12 protein-coding genes are annotated in these 18,761 nt (G+C 46.4%); 6 read left to right on the top strand and 6 right to left on the bottom strand.

Annotation, left to right across the window (positions count from 1 at the left end; genetic code table 11):
* Positions 1 to 41 precede the first annotated feature (41 nt).
* The 4 genes from dnaK to hrcA all read right to left on the bottom strand — a co-directional run bounded on the left by dnaK (position 42) and on the right by hrcA (position 4,915).
* Positions 42 to 1,979: a molecular chaperone DnaK gene (dnaK, locus tag VC159_RS02180; protein ID WP_216262713.1), complete on the bottom strand. Its 1,938-nt coding sequence runs from the start codon at positions 1,977 to 1,979 to the stop codon at positions 42 to 44.
* Between the two features lie 164 nt (positions 1,980 to 2,143).
* On the bottom strand, positions 2,144 to 2,692 hold the full coding sequence (gene grpE, locus VC159_RS02175) for a nucleotide exchange factor GrpE (protein WP_215358559.1): 549 nt from the start codon (positions 2,690 to 2,692) through the stop codon (positions 2,144 to 2,146).
* Between the two features lie 66 nt (positions 2,693 to 2,758).
* Positions 2,759 to 3,853 (bottom strand): ferrochelatase, encoded by a 1,095-nt coding sequence (gene hemH / locus VC159_RS02170; RefSeq protein ID WP_323472571.1) that lies wholly within the window; start codon positions 3,851 to 3,853, stop codon positions 2,759 to 2,761.
* Positions 3,854 to 3,904: 51 nt separating this feature from the next.
* On the bottom strand, positions 3,905 to 4,915 hold the full coding sequence (gene hrcA, locus VC159_RS02165) for a heat-inducible transcriptional repressor HrcA (RefSeq protein ID WP_323472570.1): 1,011 nt from the start codon (positions 4,913 to 4,915) through the stop codon (positions 3,905 to 3,907).
* A gap of 37 nt (positions 4,916 to 4,952) precedes the next feature.
* Here hrcA and VC159_RS02160 point away from each other — a divergent pair, with 37 nt between their 5' ends.
* Complete coding sequence (locus VC159_RS02160; protein ID WP_323472569.1) at positions 4,953 to 5,858, top strand: NAD kinase; 906 nt, start codon at positions 4,953 to 4,955, stop codon at positions 5,856 to 5,858.
* A 26-nt stretch (positions 5,859 to 5,884) separates the two neighbouring features.
* Entirely contained in the window at positions 5,885 to 7,555 is a 1,671-nt protein-coding gene (gene recN, locus VC159_RS02155) for a DNA repair protein RecN (protein ID WP_323472568.1), read from the top strand.
* Positions 7,556 to 7,568: 13 nt separating this feature from the next.
* Here recN and glnE read toward each other — a convergent pair whose 3' ends face one another.
* Positions 7,569 to 10,382 (bottom strand): bifunctional [glutamate--ammonia ligase]-adenylyl-L-tyrosine phosphorylase/[glutamate--ammonia-ligase] adenylyltransferase, encoded by a 2,814-nt coding sequence (glnE, locus tag VC159_RS02150; RefSeq protein WP_323472567.1) that lies wholly within the window; start codon positions 10,380 to 10,382, stop codon positions 7,569 to 7,571.
* Positions 10,383 to 10,459: 77 nt separating this feature from the next.
* On the opposite strand from glnE, the gene VC159_RS02145 reads away from it, so the two are divergent.
* Genes VC159_RS02145 through VC159_RS02130 form a run of 4 tightly spaced genes read left to right on the top strand, consistent with a single transcriptional unit; the run spans position 10,460 to position 18,117 of the window.
* Complete coding sequence (locus VC159_RS02145) at positions 10,460 to 14,611, top strand: YhdP family protein (protein ID WP_323472566.1); 4,152 nt, start codon at positions 10,460 to 10,462, stop codon at positions 14,609 to 14,611.
* Positions 14,612 to 14,617: 6 nt separating this feature from the next.
* Positions 14,618 to 15,451, top strand: a complete 834-nt coding sequence (locus VC159_RS02140) for a carbon-nitrogen hydrolase family protein (protein ID WP_323472565.1) — start codon at positions 14,618 to 14,620, stop codon at positions 15,449 to 15,451.
* Positions 15,452 to 15,471: 20 nt separating this feature from the next.
* Positions 15,472 to 16,962, top strand: a complete 1,491-nt coding sequence (tldD, locus tag VC159_RS02135) for a metalloprotease TldD (RefSeq protein ID WP_323472564.1) — start codon at positions 15,472 to 15,474, stop codon at positions 16,960 to 16,962.
* A gap of 30 nt (positions 16,963 to 16,992) precedes the next feature.
* On the top strand, positions 16,993 to 18,117 hold the full coding sequence (locus VC159_RS02130; RefSeq protein ID WP_323472563.1) for a 3-deoxy-7-phosphoheptulonate synthase: 1,125 nt from the start codon (positions 16,993 to 16,995) through the stop codon (positions 18,115 to 18,117).
* Positions 18,118 to 18,159: 42 nt separating this feature from the next.
* Here the strand turns inward: VC159_RS02130 and VC159_RS02125 are convergent, their stop codons facing one another.
* The gene (locus VC159_RS02125) at positions 18,160 to 18,729 is read right to left on the bottom strand and encodes a cob(I)yrinic acid a,c-diamide adenosyltransferase (RefSeq protein ID WP_072582808.1); all 570 of its coding nucleotides are present in this window, start codon (positions 18,727 to 18,729) and stop codon (positions 18,160 to 18,162) included.
* Positions 18,730 to 18,761: the final 32 nt, after the last annotated feature.

The following is an 18,761-nucleotide window of genomic DNA, read 5'->3' as shown; positions in this document are numbered from 1 at the left end:
AAGTACATCAAAACTACGTTAATGAATGTCTAATTGCAGAATTACTTCTTGTCATCAACCTCTTTAAAGTCAGCGTCAACAACATCCGCATCAGGGGCGGCGCCAGGGGCTGCACCACCAGGAGCTGCACCAGGTGCGGCACCGCCAGCTTTAGCTTGTTCAGCAGCCATGACTTTTTCGCCCAGCTTCTGACTTGCTTTACCCAAAGCTTCTGTTTTAGCTTCAATGGCTTCCTTGTCGCTACCTTTAATGGCTTCGTCCAAGTCCTTCAAGGCTGCTTCAATCGCTTCTTTTTCAGAAGCCTCTAAGCTAGCACCATGCTCTTCCAAAGCCTTCTTGGTTGAGTGAGCCAAGGCATCTGCAGTATTGCGAGCAGTTACCAACTCAAGCGCTTTCTTATCTTCAGCAGCATTGGCTTCAGCATCCTTCACCATGCGTTGAATTTCTTCTTCAGTCAAACCAGAGTTTGCCTTGATGGTGATCTTGTTCTCTTTACCGGTGGTCTTGTCTTTTGCTGTTACATGCAAAATACCGTTGGCATCGATGTCAAAAGTCACTTCAATTTGTGGCATACCGCGTTGCGCAGGAGCAATACCTTCGAGGTTAAATTCACCTAGTAACTTGTTTGCAGCAGCCATCTCGCGCTCACCTTGGAAGCACTTAATGGTTACAGCAGGCTGGTTATCTTCCGCAGTGGAGTAAACCTGTGAATGCTTGGTAGGGATTGTCGTGTTCTTAGGAATCATCTTGGTCATGACGCCACCAAGAGTTTCGATACCCAATGACAATGGGGTAACGTCCAAGAGCAATACATCCTTGCGATCGCCAGACAATACAGAACCCTGAATTGCAGCGCCAACAGCAACAGCTTCATCTGGGTTAACGTCTTTGCGTGGCTCTTTACCAAAGATTTCTTTTACTTTGTCTTGAACCGCAGGCATACGAGTTTGTCCGCCGACCAAAATCACGTCGTCGATGTCAGCTACGTTTACACCGGCATCTTTAATAGCAGTTAAACAAGGGCCAGCTGTACGGCTAATCAACTCTTCAACCAAAGACTCCAACTTAGCGCGGGTCAACTTCAAGTTCAAATGCTTAGGACCGCTAGCGTCAGCCGTTACATATGGCAAATTAATTTCAGTTTGTTGTGCAGATGACAATTCGATCTTGGCTTTTTCAGCAGCATCTTTCAAACGCTGCAACGCCAATACGTCTTTGCTCAAGTCAACGCCTTGCTCTTTTTTGAACTCAGCAATGATCCAATCAATGATGCGTTGGTCAAAGTCTTCACCACCTAAGAATGTATCGCCGTTGGTAGAGAGAACTTCAAACTGCTTCTCACCGTCAACGTTAGCAATCTCAATGATGGATACGTCGAATGTACCGCCACCCAAGTCATACACAGCGATCTTGCGATCCACCTTGTCTTGTTTATCCAAGCCAAACGCTAATGCAGCAGCAGTAGGCTCATTGATGATGCGCTTAACATCTAAACCAGCGATACGGCCAGCATCCTTAGTTGCTTGGCGCTGGCTATCGTTAAAGTAAGCAGGAACAGTAATCACGGCCTCTGTCACTTCTTCGCCAAGGTAATCTTCGGCAGTTTTCTTCATCTTGCGCAAGATTTCAGCGGACACTTGCTGTGGCGCCATTTTCTTGTCGCGTGCTGACACCCAAGCATCGCCGTTATCAGCAGCGATGATTGAATATGGCATCAAGCTGATGTCTTTTTGCACTTCAGGATCAGTAAATTTACGACCCATCAAACGCTTCACTGCGTAGATAGTATTTTTAGGATTGGTTACTGACTGACGCTTTGCAGGCGCACCAACCAATACTTCGCCATCTTCAACGTAAGCGATGATGGATGGAGTTGTGCGACCGCCTTCAGCGTTCTCGACAACTTTAGGTGCATTGTTTTCAACGACTGAAACGCATGAATTCGTGGTTCCTAAGTCGATTCCGATAATCTTTCCCATAATTGCTCCAAAAAATTAAATTGTTTGTTGTACTGATAAATATTTCGATACCCAGTAAATGGGGTCTAAAAAGGGGATTTCAAGGGGATAAAGAGCAAAAAAGGCAGAAATCTGCCTTTTTCAACTTTTTTATGCCTTTTTTAGGGTTTTAGTCCCTTTTTAGCTTATTTTGGGGCACTGACCGTCACTAAAGCAGGTCTGAGAACCCTATCGGCTACGGTGTAGCCCCGCTGCAATACAGAAACCACTGTGTTGGACTCTTGCTCAGAAGGTACGGAAGCAATGGCCTGATGGTGGTGCGGGTCAAACTTATCCCCAACCGCAGGGTTAATTTCTGTCATGCGGCCTTTTTCAAAGGCAGACAGTAGCTGCTTAAGGGTAATTTCCAGGCCTTCCTTAAAGGCCTTAGCATCACCAGCATCGGTACTCAATGCAGCATAAAGACTGTCCGTCACGGGCACCAAATGCTCTGCAAAACTTTCAATCGCAAATTTATGCGCCTTCGCAATATCTTCCACAGCACGGCGACGAATATTTTCTCCTTCCGCCTTAGCGCGCAAGAAGTTATCTTGCAGCTCACCAATCTTTTGATTGAGTTCGGCAATTTCCTGTTCAGGCGTTTTCACAGCCGGAGTTTCTGCTGCAGATTCATTGACTGGCTCTGCAGAAGGATTCTCTTGCTCTGGAGATGGGTTTTGGTTTTCTTGTGTCATGGACGCTATTTTACTTTTCTATAAAGATGGCTATTACTTTGCAATATGGGGCTGATTGTTGCAATTTCAAGACTTCATTCTTTCAGCCAGCTCAGCCCTTTCATTGCGCTTCGCTAATTCAGCGTCAGACTCCACGCCTAAAGACCAGCCTTGAAGATGATGATGGGCAATATCGCTCAGAGCCTCTATCCACCTGGGGCTGCTGTTCAGGCAGGGAATGTAGCGATAGTCTTTACCGCCATGCTCTAGGAAGATTTCGCGGGCTTCCATGGCGATCTCTTCTAGTGTTTCCAGGCAATCTGCCGGAAATCCAGGGCAAAAAATATCGATGCGCTGGCAACCTTCTTTGGCTAACTTTTCAATGGTTGGAGCTGTATAGGGCTTTAACCATTCCGCCTTACCAAAACGGGACTGGAAGGTCACAATATATTGTCCAGGCTCTAAACCCAGAGACTCACCCAGCAAGCGACCTGTTTTCAGACACTCGCAATGATAGGGGTCACCCTTCATTAAATTACGCTTTGGCAAACCATGGAAAGACATCACTAAGCGATCGCCTTTTGCAAAATCAGGGCGCCCATCTTTATCCCAGCTCGATAACACCTGATCACGCAATGCGGAAATGTATGCGGCGTTGTCGTGATAGTGTTTGACCAAACGCAACTCTGGTTGGTCGCGCCATGTGCTGAGAACATGAAAGACTTCATCAAAGCTAGATGCCGTGGTTGTGGCGGAGTATTGAGGGTACAAAGGCAATAACAATAAACGCTCCATACCTTGTGCCTTAAGACCCTCCAGGACAACCTGTGTAGAGGGCTGGCCATAGCGCATTGCCAAATCCACCAAAACTGTATGCCCCTCATTGGCAAATTTCTCGCCCAATTCTTTCGCCTGCAAGCGTGAGTAATGCATTAATGGAGAACCTAATTTTGGCAACCAAATAGAGGCATATTTTTTTGCGGATGCACCACTGCGGATAGGCAAAATAATGCCGTTCAAAATGCACCACCAAATAATGCGTGGAATTTCTACTACGCGTGGATCAGAAAGAAATTCTTTTAAATAGGCGCGCACTGCTTTGGATGTTGGAGCCGATGGTGTTCCTAAATTCAATAACAGGACAGCAGTTTTAGATGCGCGTAAATGCGGGTTCTGATTCAAGATGATTTGTCTCTAGTAATGAGTTTGAAATATAAAAAGTTGAGTTTGCGATTAGGAGCTTAAGGCGCCTGACAGTAATTTTGAGGTGATATCAACAATAGGGATGACTCGATCGTATGCCATGCGCGTTGGTCCAATCACGCCCAGCGTGCCTACCACTTGACCGTCTACGCTATATGGGGCGCTGATCACAGCGAGGTCCTCGTAAGGCAATAGATCACTTTCACCGCCAATAAAAATCTGAATACCGTCCGCATGACTTGATACGTCGAGCAATTGCATGAGTACCGATTTTTGCTCCAACATATCAAACATTTTTCGCAACTTGTCCAAGTTGGAACTTAAATCTCCAACATTCAATAAGCGACGCTCACCAGACAAAACCATGTCGCCCCGCCCCATGTCGTAATCAGCAACACCTGTTTGCAAGGCCAAAGCCATTAAGCCAGCAATATCTGTACGTAAATTATCTAAGTCGGATTTCAGATGCATACGCACTTGATCAAAACTTTTTCCAGCAAACTGGGCGTTGATAAAGTTACCCGCCTCAATGAGTTGACTTGGCGTGTAATCCTGAGTGGTTGGTAATATACGATTTTGCACATCACCCTCTGGCGTAACCATGATGAGCAAAATCTTACCTTCGCCTAAGCGCAAGAACTCAATATGTTTAAAAACCTGGGCTCGTTTGGGTGTCATGACAACACCAGCAAAATGGGTCAAGTTGGACAAAATCTGCGCTGCAGAGTTCAGGACCCTTTGTGGAGAGTCCGGCAAAAGGCCTTTTTCAACCTCTCGAGCAGCCATCGCTTCCAAAGGGCGCACCGTCACCATAGTATCTACAAACAGGCGATAACCCCGGGGGGTTGGAATACGGCCAGCTGAAGTATGGGGGCTGGTAACAAGCCCCATCTCCTCTAAATCCGCCATCACGTTACGAATAGTGGCTGCGGAGAGGTCCAAACCCGAGAATCTAGACAGTGTGCGCGAGCCAATAGGCTGACCCTCCTCGATATAGCGCTCGATGAGAGTTTTTAGTAAGGCGCGGGAACGTTCATCCATGGTGGAAGGGATTTTATGCCTATGGTTTAATCGTTATATGTTAAGCCCATCCCCAAATTCCAGCAAAAAGGCATTTAGCCGGGTTGCGCTTGTCGGCAAATTTCATGCTGATGGCATTGAAGAGCACCTCAAAGACCTAGCCAAAGTGGTCTCAGGATTAGGTTGTGAGGTCTTTATTGAGTCTGAGACAGCCAATCACCTTGGTTTGAACACCTACCCCACAAAAACTGCGCAAGACTTTGCTGGAGCAATTGACCTTGTTGTCGTTTTGGGAGGCGATGGCACCATGCTAGGCATTGCACGTCAATTAGCAGGCAGCAATGTTCCGCTCGTTGGAATCAATATGGGTCGTCTTGGTTATATGACTGATATTCCAATTCAGTCGGTTCAGACTACGCTGCCCAAAATTATTTCCGGGGAATACGAAGCCGATACACGCACATTACTCGATGCTGTAGTTCTTCGTAATGGCAAAGAAATTAATCGCGCATTAGCGCTCAATGATGTTGTCGTGAATCGCTCTGGTATTTCAGGAATGGTCGAGTTGGCAGTGCACGTCAATGGCTCATTTATGTATAACCAACGATCTGATGGCTTGATCGTATCGACACCTACTGGCTCAACCGCTTATGCACTCTCAGCTGGCGGACCTATTTTGCATCCACATGTGGCAGGTATATTGCTTGTCCCGATTGCGCCACACTCTCTCTCCAATCGACCTATTGTTTTGCCTCAAGATAGTGTTACTGTGATTGAGGTTGTGAATGGACTTGAAGTCATTGTCAATTTCGACATGCAATCACAAACCAATCTACAGAGCGGCGACAAGGTTGAAGTACGTCAATCCGACAAAACAATCGCCCTATTACACCCCAGCAATCACAGCGACTACAAAACTTTGCGTGAGAAATTGCACTGGAATGAGTATCCATCGACTTTCTGATGTCGAGTTTTTTGCTACGCTAATACATGCTTCAAACCATCTCACTCCGTGACTTTGTCATTGTTGATCAGCTAGAGCTAGATTTCTCAAGCGGGTTTACTGTGCTCACCGGCGAGACCGGTGCAGGCAAATCAATTCTGCTAGACGCCCTTGGCTTAGTGCTGGGTGAGCGTGCTGATAGCAGCCAAATACGTGAAGGTAGTAACCGCGCAGAAATCTCATCCCTCTTTCGGATTGAGCCAGAGTTAGTGCAATCGTTTAGTCGGTGGCTGGATGAGCAAGGATTCCCCCTTGAGGATGAGGGCCAAAGCTTATTACTCAAAAGAACCGTAGAAAGTAATGGCCGCAGTCGTGCCTTTATTAATGGCAGCGTTGCGACGCTAACGCAATTGCGTGAAGCCGGTGATCAGCTAGTGGACATTCACGGGCAACATGCTCACCAACTCTTATTAAAGGGTGGTGCTCAACGCGAACTTCTCGATCGCCACGCTGGCTTGTTGCCACTCTCTGCAGAAGTAGCACAAACCTTCAAAACACTGGCCAATTCTCGTCGCCGTCTTGAGCAAGCAGAAAATGCAGGTCAAGACGTTGAACGTGAGCGTGAGCGCCTTGAGTGGCAACTGGAAGAACTCACCGAGCTCTCCCCACAAGAAGGTGAATGGGTCAATATTCAAAGTGAGCACGCCCGCTTAGCAAATGGTGCAAAGTTAATTGGTGGTTGCCAAGAAGCAATTGAAATATTGAGCGATGCCGATAATTCTCTGGAATCTACCTTGTCGAAGGTATGCGCCAATGTAGGCGCCCTAGCGGAGCATGACCCAGCCTTAGGCGAGATTAATCAAGCACTAGAGTCGGCCAGCATTCAGCTAGATGAAGCCATTCATGGTCTCAATCGTTACCTGCAAAAGATTGACTTAGATCCCGCTCGACTTTCTGAAGTTGAAGAGCGGATGCAAGCATTGCATAGTACGGCTCGCAAATACCGCGCAGAGGTTGATGAACTACCAAAACTTCTTTTGGAGACATCAGAACGCCTGGACGCTTTAACCGCATCCCAAAATATTGAAGCACTCCGAGATCAAGTCAAACAAGAAGAAGTCGTTTACTTAAAGCTGGCAAAACAGCTTTCACAAAAACGCAGCAAGGCCGCCAAAGAGCTAGGCGATTTAGTAACTAATGCCATGCAAGATCTATCCATGGCAGGTGGGCGCCTAGAGATCGCTTTAACACCCCTTAGCGAAGGCGGATCCCAAGGTCTTGAGCAAATTGAATTTTTAGTAGCCGGTCATGCTGGTAGCACTCCCCGCTCACTTGCTAAGGTAGCCTCAGGTGGAGAGCTGGCACGTATTAGCCTTGCAATTAGCGTTATTACAAGCAAAGCCTCATTCACTCCTACACTCATCTTTGATGAAGTGGATGCGGGGATTGGTGGCGCAGTTGCTGAAACAGTAGGCAAACTATTGCATCAATTGGGTCAATCTCACCAGATCTTATGTGTAACCCATTTGCCACAGGTAGCGGCTCAAGGCAATCATCACCTCAAAGTGAGCAAATCTCAAAACGGTGAGAAGACGGTATCGCAAGTACAGATTTTGGGTAGGGCTGAACGGGTGGAAGAAGTGGCCCGCATGCTTGGTGGCGCTAACATTACCGACACCACTCGTCGTCATGCCCGTGAGTTGCTAGAGCAAAACTAAAGCTGCATTACTTCTAGCCAATGCTTGAAGGTGCTTTAAAAATCTCCAGCCAAAGCGCTTGAACTGCGTCTCTTGCCGCAATGAGCTCAAGCTCATTTTCTAGATTAATTTGGGTCTTTTCGACCCCATCCAAACGCAAGCGATGTTGACGAGCCCTCAACAGTCGATACGCGTTGCCAACAGTGAGTGCAGCCTCTTGGGTAATTAAGCCCACATCACCAGCAATTCGCAACAAAGCGATATTGCCAAGATTACCAATGAGTTGAGCGTGTTGATAGGCATAAGCCAAGACCAAGAACTGGACAATAAATTCAATATCGACCATACCGCCAGAATCATGCTTTAAGTCAAAATCGGCCTTGGTATTGGGATGACCTGCATGCACCTTACGGCGCATTTCTAAAATTTCTGTCCTGAGCTGACTAATATTTCGTTTCTGAGTTAAGACCTCGGAACGAACTGAGTCAAAAAATTTGCCCACGCCCGGATTACCGGCCGAGCAACGAGCTCGCGTAAGGGCCTGATGCTCCCAGACCCAAGCCGCATTATCACCTTCTCGAAGTTGGTATTTTTTAAAGGCATCCGCGTTCGTTACCAAGAATCCAGCAGAGCCATTAGGACGAAGACGCGTATCGATTTCAAATAAGCTACCAGTAGAAGTAAATGCAGTTAACCAATTAATCATGCGCTTTGCTAGCAAGGCATAAATTTCTTGAGCCGCATAGTCTGAGTCTTCAGCTTGATACAAAAAAATAATGTCTAAATCAGAGGCATAGCCTAATTCTTTGCCACCCAATTTGCCATAAGAAATAATTGCAAATGGAGGGTTAGCCTCAAGAGGTAAATCAAACTTTTGAGCCACACTAGGCCAAACCCGCTCAAATGTCGTCTGCAAAATTAAATCCGCTAAAGCAGACAGGTGGTCGCTTACCCGCTCCACCGGCAATGCTTGTTGCACGCCAATACCTAGATCCGTCAATAGCGTGATGAAGGTTTCGTTGTGATGGGTGACTCGAAGGATATCCATCGCCTGCTCAGAGCCATCACCATCAGCCATAACATCATCGAGCCGCATATTGAGATTGGCTCGCACCTCGGTCCAATATCTTTCTGGCTCCTCGATTAAGGCCCTCTCGGTTTGAGAGTTTAATAAGTGATCCAGTAAATGTGGATGACGCGTTAGATATTGCGCACCCCATTGCGATGCCTTGAGTAAGTCAAGCACATTAGATAATGCTCTGGGATACTCAGCCAAAATAGAAAGATAGGCACTACGCCTCGCAATTGCCTCAAGCAAATCAAACAAACGCAATAGTGTTTGGTCAGCATGTGCCGAGGTAGCAGCTTCAATCTGCAAACTCTCTGCCGCCTTGCACATCAAGTTATCAAAAATTAAACGACTTTTTTTCGGCAATAATTTTTGTTTTGGGCTATCAACCCACGACTGCCACCGAATATAGGAGTCAGGGAAAAATATTGGATCAGGCGCCCAGTCCCGAGCTAAGGGCGCCATCTCCAGACGCGAGCCATCGTCCAGTAAAAATGCTTTTTCAAAAAGCTGGGCAACCTTATTTTGATGCCGCTCCAGTTCGGCCATAAAAGCGTTTACTTCCGCCCCTTGGCCTTGCATCGAAATCGCCAAACGTGACCGCACTTCAGCATCATCAGGCAGATAGTGGGTTTGCTGGTCGTCCCATACCTGAATACGATGCTCTAAGCGTCTCAAGAAAACATAGGCTGCCTGTAACGCATCCACTTCATCGGCGGGCAAGATGCCACATTGTTTAATGAGATCTAAGACCTCCAAGCTTGGGCGGACTCTAAAGCGAGGATCTGTACCGCCTCGCATGAGTTGAAACATTTGCGCCAAAAACTCAATCTCTCGAATACCGCCCCGCCCTAACTTAATATCGCGTGAACGACCTTGATGACCCGAAGAGCGTTTTTCTGCTTCTGCCTGAATTTGTGCATGCAAATCCCGAATGGAGGCAATCACACCGTAATCTAAATGTCGACGATATACAAAGGGCCGAATCAGTTGGTCAAGCTCTCTTTGGCAGCGAGAAAAATCTGGGGTCCCAGGTAGAGGCGCGATTAATCTACCTTTAATCCAGGCGTAGCGCTCCCACTCTCGCCCCTGAACCAATAGATATTCTTCCAGCATATCCAAACTACATACTAGGGGCCCTGAATCTCCATTGGGACGAAGACGCATATCTACTCTAAAAACAAACCCATTGGCGTCGTGCTCAGCAAGCAATTTAATTAAGCGTTTGCCCATTCTCGTGAACCATTCCTGGTTGGATAAACTCTTAGGCCCACCCGTAGTTTCACCCTCATGCTCATAGAGAAAAATCAAATCGATATCTGATGACAGGTTGAGTTCAAGGCCGCCCAATTTACCCATGCCGACAACCATGAGCGGCATCTCTGATTGCGTTGCGTTGCTCCAAGGCAAGCCGAAGCGAGTTTTGAGGTCTGCCCTAATAAAGGTAATGGATGCGGAAACTGCTAATTCAGCAAAATGGCTCAGCGCCTGAGTCACCTCTTGCAAGGCGGCCATGCCATTTAAGTCTCTAAATGCAACCCAGAGCATCAAACGCTGCCTTGCCAAGCGCAAATTGGTCATCCATAGGGCCTCGTCTTGCGCATCTGCCCGTTCATCGACACCACAGTCTTTTAGCAAGGCCTTAATGCCCTGTATATCGACTTTTTTCTGCCCCTGAATACGGAGCCACTCAAGCCACTCAGGGTGAGCAGTTAGCCAACGTCGCGCATAAGTCGAGTGCTGCTCTAAAAAATCGATTTGCTGGGAAAAATCATCCATTCCCCCATCTTAATCCGACCCCAAGGCACAAGCCAGAAGCTTGTCGATCAGGCTGGGGCTGAAGGATAATGGAGGTCATGCTGCAAAACATCATCCCGCCTCGCCTCAAGAGCGTACTTGCTAAACGTCCTCAAGGTTCGAATGGGGCTTGGCGTAAGCGTGCCCTCATCTTGATGGGCGTTGTTTTGGCTCTTTGTGTGCTGGTGCATGTGGGCGTGCGCTTTGTTCTTTGGCCGCAAATTGAGAAATCTAAAGCCTCGGTTGAGAGACTCATTAGTGCTCGTATTGGTGCCGATGTATCTATGGACTCTCTACAAGTTTCATGGACGGGCATTAGACCTAATTTTGAAATTGAAGGTTTGCGCTTCAACGCGCCCGATAAAGCGAAACCGCTCTTATTCATTCAGAAAATTGATGGGCAACTCAGTTGGGCAACTTTTTATCACCTAGCCCCATTCTTTCATGAGCTCAATATCGAGGGTGCTGAAATTTATGGGCAACGTAATGGCAAAGGCGTCATTACTGTTGCCGGCATCCCCATAGACGGAAAATCCAATGACTACTCCACTGAGAATTGGCTCTTTGCTCAAAATGAGATTCGTGTCAGCAATGTCAAATTATTTTGGGATGATCAACTCAAAAAGAAACCCATTACTTCAATAGATATTCAAAACCTTTCTCTTAGCAATGGCATTCGTAGTCATCAAGGCTCGCTGAGTGTCATTACGCCCTGGACTAAAGGGCCAGTCTCGCTTGATATTGATCTTGTGCACCATATCGGCGGCCAAGCAGGTAATTGGCGTGATTGGATTGGGACCATCTCTTGGAATGTAAATGAACTTCAGCTCACTCAAATAGCAAATGAATTTGCTCTCTCGCTCAATACGCTTGAGGGAGTAGTGAACTCCAATGGAAAATTAAAAATTGACAACGGCAAACCTGATGGCGGAGAAGTTTTTCTTGCTGCCGATCGTTTAACTATTCAACTATCTAAAGGTGAAGATGCCATTGCTCTTGGAAGGCTAGAAACTAACCTGGTTCAAGAAACTGATAATGGACTGATAGCGGTCACTACTAAGACATTTGCATGGCGTGACACTGAGAGTCCAGCATCTACCCCCCTCGAGAATTTAAGCCCAATGACTTTCCGCTGGAGACCGCCAGCGGGAGACGGGGAAATTAAAGAGTTTGGTTTTTCATCGCCAAAGATTTCAGTTGAAGATATTGCCTTATTTGCCCTCAACCTACCGCTATCCAAAAAAGTTCATCAGTGGATTAAAGCCTCGCAAGCCGATGGTGAGTTACAAGATCTCGATATCAATTGGTCTGAAAGTAAATCACCCTTATCTGCCCTCAATATTCCAGGTGGATGGTTCAAGTCGAACAAAGTAGACTTTACTGTGAGCGGAAAACTCATCGACCTCAGCTTTGTTGGCATCAATAAAGCGATGCCTTCAGTATCCAAACTGTCTGGCTTCCTTTCTGCCGACCAAAACAAGGGCAGCTTCTCGATTAAATCAAGCGATCTAGAGCTCGAGGTTAACGATCTATTGGTTGATCCAAAAATCAAGCTTGATCAAGCCAATGGTCAAATTTCTTGGGCAAAACAAAAAGGGAATTGGGTCGTTAATGCAAAGCAGTTAGCGCTCAGTAATTCGGAGATTTCAACCACTCTCAATCTTAATTACATCATTGGCGAAGGTAAAAATCCTGACTTCATGAACCTGGATATGAATTTTGCTCAGGCTGATCTCAAAACCGCTTATCGTTATTTGCCCGTTGGCATGGGCAGTGATGCCAAATCCTATTTAAGTAAAGCCTTTGATGCAGGCATCATTAAAAATGGTAGCTTGCATATTAAAGGTGATCCCAATGAAGTGCCCTTCCCCAAAGTAGGCTCAGGAGAATTCACACTCAAGCTACCGATTAATGGCGCTACCTTCAGCCCAGTACCAAGCTCATCTACCGCACAAGGTGTTTGGCCCGCATTCAATAAAGTAAACGGCATGATCAATATGCAGAATGCTAACTTTACGGTAGATATCGATCAAGCAAGCTACAAACAGGTTGCACTAAGCAAATTTCATGCAGAAATTCCTAGTGTGAGCGCAAAGCAATTACTTCTGACGGTGAATGGTGAGGCTCAAGGAGGCGCGCCACAACTGCTTGAATATCTATTTGCCTCACCTGTTGGTCAAAAGCAGATTGCGCTTGAGCGCAATCTAAAGGTTACAGGACCTACCAATCTCAATTTGGCTCTTAGCATTCCCCTATCTGGTAACGGAGACACTAAAACCGATATTCAATTAAGTTTTCCTGGCAACAGAGTCCAGTGGGATGACTTGCCGCCTCTGGATAACCTCAAAGGAAAGATTCGTATAACCGAGATCAATCCTGAATTCGAAGATATCACCGCTAATTTCCTTGGTGGCGATATCAAGATTTCAAGTGGAACGCCAAATCAAGGCAGCCAGAGCTACAACATCTCAGGTGATATTAGCGCCAGCTTTATTAAAGACTACTTCGCAAAAGATGCATCGGTTCAGGTGGCACCGATTTTGCAAGCAATGAGCGGCGTAGCAAAATATGAGGGTGCCATTCATTTCAATAAAGGCAATAGCGAAACCAATCTCAAGATTGATATGCGTAATTGGGCTAGTTCAGCACCAGCCCCCGCGAAAAAGCAGATGGGGACACCCATGTCAGGCCAATTAACCCTGAAATCCTTTGCGAAATCACCCTCCGTCTCCAGTCGATTTACATGGGATGGAAAAATTGGTGACGCCTACTTTATTCAAGGTGAACTTGGCAGTGATGACACTCTTCGTCATGCAGTAGGAATTGGCACTTCCGCAGTGCCACCGGCTCAAGGATTTCAACTTAATCTTGCAAGTGCAGAGCTCAACATCGATACATGGCAAGATTTTTTAGAAAGCCAAAAGAAAAAAGGCTCCTCTAAACCAGAAGAAAGCAATCCAATCAACATTCAAATTGCTGCCCAAGTAAAAAAAGTAATTTTGTTTGAACGTAATTGGCAGGATCTCAATTTTTCAGCCAGCAATAAAAATGTTGCTTGGCAAATGCGCATTAATTCACCCTCCATCGCCGGTCAACTGCAATATACAGAACCCAATAAGTCACAACCAAGTGGCTTGATTGGTGGTCGCCTAGTGCGACTCAAATTTCCTGAGAAAGTCAGCGCTCCCATTGAGACTAAAAAGCCGGCGCCAAAAAATCTTGCCGGCAAAAATACGATTAAGCCAGACTCTATTCCTAGCATTGACCTAGCTATTGATGACTTCGACTGGGGCAAGGCTCAACTTGGTCAGGTGAAAATTAAAACTAGGACAAATAACAACGTCCTTAATATGGATTCCATTCAATTTAATAACCCCCAAGGCAGCTCTGTTTTGACTGGGCGCTGGGTTGGCGCCACCCAGAATCAAGATGAACACACAACAGTGAATGTTGATTTAGACATTAAGGATGCCGGTCAAATTATTGGACATTGGACCAGCCAAAAATCAGTCGAAGGTGGCCAGGGCAAACTCACAAGTAACGTGGAGTGGGATGGCACTCCTTTCACACCTCAATATGAGACGCTAGCCGGCAAAGTAACTTTGAATCTTGAAAAAGGTCGCCTGTTGGAGGTGAATACCAGCGGCGCCAAGCTACTCGATGTTCTCAGCCTACAAAGTTTATTTAGATTTGCTACTCTGGACCTCCAGGGAAGCTTGGGCAATATTGTGACCAAGGGAACGCCATTTAATTCCATTGATGCTTCTTTTGATATTAGCTCCGGAGTTGCTCAAACAAAGCAATTCACAATGGGTTTAGACCAAGCACGGGTTGCCATGAATGGGCAAATCAATATCCCCAAACAAACGCAAGATTTGCGTGTCACCATATTCCCAACAATTGATGCAACAGCTGGCTCATTAGCTGCATTTGCCATTAATCCTATCGTAGGTCTGGGCGCATTGGTTGGGCAGTACTTAATTACGAGTCAAATCAATCGTAATCTCCAATCAGACTATCTGGTCCAAGGCTCTTGGGATGATCCAGAAGTGATTCCTCTTGATCAAAAAGGTCAGCCAATTGACTCGAAAACTTTAGACACCATTCGCAGTAAAGACTTGTTAAAAGAGCAAAGTAAACCAAACAGCAATAACTCTGGACCACAAAGTAACCCAAGTAATTCAGGCAACTCCAACAAAATTTCTAACTAAATCATCATGAGCCTATCAGCAAGCAGTGCCGATCTCAAGATTGCCTCCATTCAGATGGTCTCTACCCCTGATGTACAGGAGAATCTATCTACAGCAAGCAGACTCATCGCTGCAGCTGCAACTGAAGGCGCACAACTAGCCGTCTTGCCAGAGTATTTTTGCTTAATGGGCCTCAAGGACACCGATAAGGTGCGCGCCCGCGAAAGCCTTGGAAGCGGCCCCATCCAAGAGCAACTTTCGGATATTGCAAAACAAAATAATATTTACCTAGTGGCAGGCACTATTCCACTGGAAGCAAAAGATTCCAATAAAGTACTGAATACAACCCTTGTCTTTAATCCTGCCGGCGAGCAAATTTCTCGTTATGACAAAATTCATTTATTTGGTTTTCAAACAGCAACTGAGCGTTATCAAGAATCGGAAACGATTGAGGCTGGCAATGCGCCGGGCCTCTTAAAAATTTCAATTGGCGGAAATGATTGGACCTTTGGTTTAAGTATTTGCTATGACCTGCGCTTCCCAGAGCTCTATCGCGCCCTTGGACAGGTAGATTGCCATATCATCCCAGCCGCATTTACTTATACAACCGGCAAGGATCACTGGGAGATCCTCTTACGTGCTCGTGCTATCGAAAACCAATGTTACGTATTAGCATCCGCCCAAGGCGGCATTCATCAAAATCAACGTCGCACTTGGGGTAACAGCATGCTGATTGATCCTTGGGGCAGCATCCTAGCCAACCTCCCTGAGGGGGAAGGCTTTATTTCTGGGGTTTTGTGCAAAGATAAATTAAACGAGGTACGCTCTAAGTTACCCGCACTTGCGCATCGCAAGCTTTAAAGAAAGATTTGCTGAATCACATGAATGCACCAGAAGCACTATTCCCCGCCAATTGGACTAAAGCCAAAAAGCAAGCAGACCTCATCAAACTAGCCAAATCTATTTTGCTCGAACCAACCGGCTTATCCGAGCAAGATTTGCACGGCACCTTTGGCAACTTATTTGCCCATCGCCTTGATGATGCAGACCTCTACTTTCAACATACTCGCAGTGAGAGCTGGAGTCTTGAAGAAGGCATTGTTAAGTCCGGCAGCTTTAATATTGATCAAGGCGTTGGTGTGCGCGCTATCTATGGCGATAAGACGGCTTTCGCTTATTCAGATGAGATTAATTTAGAAGCTTTAAATAAAGCAGCCAAAGCTACTCGAGTAATAGGGCCCGAGGGTGGCAAGCAAGCGGTTGCAAGCAAATTATTTAACCCCGTATCCAATAAGCTCTACTCGGATGTCAATCCTTTAGATTCTCTTCAACCCAAAGAAAAAATCGCACTTCTGGAAAGCATAGAACGTCGCGCTAAAGCACGTGACCCACGGATCATCCAGGTTATGGCCAGTCTGGCCGGGGAATTTGATGTCGTATTGGTAGTGCGAGCAGATGGTTTGTTGGCGGCAGATGTACGCCCACTAGTACGCGTTTCAGTACATGTCATTGCAGAACAGAATGGTCGACGTGAATCAGGCTCCTCTGGCGGTGGCGCACGTCATGACTATCTCTACTTCAATACTGATTTGATTAATCGCTATGTTGATGAAGCTGTTGACGGAGCCCTAGTAAATCTGGAATCGCGCCCAGCACCTGCTGGTCCAATGACAGTAGTAATGGGACCAGGCTGGCCAGGCGTTCTATTGCATGAGGCAGTTGGTCATGGTCTCGAGGGCGACTTTAATCGCAAAGGATCCTCTGCTTTTGCTGGTCGCATTGGACAGCGCGTTGCGGCTAAGGGTGTCACCGTTGTGGATGATGGAACTTTATCTGGACGTAGAGGCTCTCTGAATATCGATGACGAAGGTACTCCCACTCAATGCACCACCTTAATTGAAGACGGCATATTGAAAGGTTACATTCAAGATAGTCTAAATGCGCGACTCATGAATATGCCTCTCACCGGTAATGGTCGGCGTGAAAGTTTTGCTTCACTACCAATGCCACGAATGACCAATACCTATATGTTGGCCGGCAAAGATGATCCTCAAGAAATTGTCGCCAGCATCAAGCGCGGTTTATACGCAGTGAACTTTGGTGGTGGTCAGGTTGATATCACTAGTGGCAAATTTGTGTTTTCTGCTTCAGAGGCCTACTGGGTTGAGAACGGCAAAATTCAATATCCCGTCAAAGGCGCGACCATTATTGGTAGCGGGCCAGAATCCCTAAAACAGGTTTCTATGATCGGAAATGACCTGAAATTAGACGGTGGGATTGGGGTTTGTGGCAAGGAAGGGCAAAGTGTTCCAGTCGGGGTTGGGCAGCCTACCCTGAGGATTGATAGCCTGACTGTAGGTGGGACTGCCTAATATTGGCTAATTACGGCTTAAAATAGCCGGATGAGCCAACAAAATACGAATCCCGCTAATTGGTACTCTGCAGTCGACAAGACTTCAGATACTGACGATCAACGCATTGACAACATTTCTGTTCTGCCTCCGCCAGAGCATTTAATTCGCTTCTTTCCGATTTCTGGAACGCCTACTGAAGCGTTGATCAGCAACACTCGCAAAAAAATCCGCGACATTATTCATGGCAAGGATGACCGCTTACTCGTGATCATCGGACCGTGCTCCATTCATGACCCAAAAGCAGCGTTGGAATATTGCCAACGCCTCTTAGCTGAGCGCGAGCGTTTTGCCGGTGAATTAGAAATTGTGATGCGCGTGTATTTTGAAAAGCCACGCACTACTGTTGGCTGGAAGGGTTTGATTAACGACCCGTATCTGGATGAAAGCTATCGCATTGAAGAGGGGCTACGTCTGGCACGCCAAGTATTGATGGAAATTAATCGCCTTGGCATGCCAGCTGGTAGCGAATTCTTGGATGTGATTTCCCCGCAATATATTGCGGATCTGATTTCATGGGGTGCTATTGGTGCACGTACTACTGAGAGCCAAGTTCATCGCGAACTTGCTTCTGGCTTGTCTGCACCTATCGGATTTAAGAACGGCACTGATGGCAACATCAAAATTGCTACTGATGCGATACAAGCTGCAGGTCGTCCACATCATTTCTTATCCGTTCATAAAAATGGTCAAGTATCTGTTGTGGAAACTAAAGGCAATAAAGATTGCCACGTGATTTTGCGTGGTGGCAAAGAGCCAAACTATGAAGCTCAGTTTGTGCAAGCGGCCTGCTCTGAGCTAGAAGCAGCCAAGCTTCCAGCCAGTTTGATGGTTGATTTATCCCACGCCAATTCAAGCAAGAAGCATGAGCGTCAGATTGTGGTTGCTGACGATGTGGCACAGCAAATTGAATCTGGCTCACACCAGATTTTTGGCGTGATGGTTGAGAGTCATTTAAATGATGGAGCTCAGAAATTTACGCCAGGAAAAGATGATCCAAGCAAATTGGAATACGGCAAGAGTATTACCGATGCCTGCATCAACTGGGATGACTCTGTGAAGGTACTGGAGCGTCTAGCTACAGCCGTTAAGAAACGTAGAAGCAAGAAAAAGTAATACTGCAGTATTTTTTAAGTACTACTGATAAAAGAGACTAATTTATTTAGTCTCTTTTTTTTCATGCTTCCACAACACATCCGAACCACCAGCCGCACGATTCAAAATACGTGCAAGCACAAAGAGCAAATCAGATAGGCGGTTGACATATTGACGAGGGGAATCATATAAAGGCTCTTCCCAACCCAAGCGAACAATCGAACGCTCCGCCCTGCGACATACGGTGCGACAAACATGCGCTTGAGCGGCAGCGCGAGTTCCGCCCGGCAAAATGAATTCAGTCAAAGGGGGTAATTGTTTATTGTATTTTTCGAGCCAAACATCTAGCTGCGCTACGTGCTCAGGGTTGAGTAATTTGTAATTGGGAATACAAAGCTCACCACCCAAATCAAATAAATCATGTTGCACCTGCAGAAAAAGCTCCTGTAATTCAGCAGAAATGCTTGCTGGGATCTCCTCGGTCATTAAAACCCCGATTTCTGAGTTCAACTCATCGATATCGCCCATAGCGCAGACCCGTAAGTGATCCTTCTCTACGCGACTTCCGTCACCCAAGCCCGTCATTCCTGCGTCACCGGTTCTAGTGGCGATTTTTGATAGTCGATTTCCCATAAGCTTAATTATAGGTAAATGGCTAAAATGAT

It is taken from the genome of Polynucleobacter sp. JS-JIR-II-c23, from assembly GCF_035011225.1.
GTDB lineage: Bacteria > Pseudomonadota > Gammaproteobacteria > Burkholderiales > Burkholderiaceae > Polynucleobacter.
This window is presented reverse-complemented; position numbering and strand designations above follow the sequence as displayed.

Bases quoted from the DNA above. Each gene is read 5' to 3' on its own strand.
- VC159_RS02125 (WP_072582808.1), bottom strand. From the start codon at position 18,729: ATGGGAAATCGACTATCAAAAATCGCCACTAGAACCGGTGACGCAGGA.
- tldD (WP_323472564.1), top strand. From the start codon at position 15,472: ATGAATGCACCAGAAGCACTATTCCCCGCCAATTGGACTAAAGCCAAA.
- VC159_RS02140 (WP_323472565.1), top strand. From the start codon at position 14,618: ATGAGCCTATCAGCAAGCAGTGCCGATCTCAAGATTGCCTCCATTCAG.
- VC159_RS02130 (WP_323472563.1), top strand. From the start codon at position 16,993: ATGAGCCAACAAAATACGAATCCCGCTAATTGGTACTCTGCAGTCGAC.
- grpE (WP_215358559.1), bottom strand. From the start codon at position 2,692: ATGACACAAGAAAACCAAAACCCATCTCCAGAGCAAGAGAATCCTTCT.
- VC159_RS02145 (WP_323472566.1), top strand. From the start codon at position 10,460: ATGCTGCAAAACATCATCCCGCCTCGCCTCAAGAGCGTACTTGCTAAA.
- hrcA (WP_323472570.1), bottom strand. From the start codon at position 4,915: ATGGATGAACGTTCCCGCGCCTTACTAAAAACTCTCATCGAGCGCTAT.
- dnaK (WP_216262713.1), bottom strand. From the start codon at position 1,979: ATGGGAAAGATTATCGGAATCGACTTAGGAACCACGAATTCATGCGTT.
- glnE (WP_323472567.1), bottom strand. From the start codon at position 10,382: ATGGATGATTTTTCCCAGCAAATCGATTTTTTAGAGCAGCACTCGACT.
- VC159_RS02160 (WP_323472569.1), top strand. From the start codon at position 4,953: ATGTTAAGCCCATCCCCAAATTCCAGCAAAAAGGCATTTAGCCGGGTT.
- recN (WP_323472568.1), top strand. From the start codon at position 5,885: ATGCTTCAAACCATCTCACTCCGTGACTTTGTCATTGTTGATCAGCTA.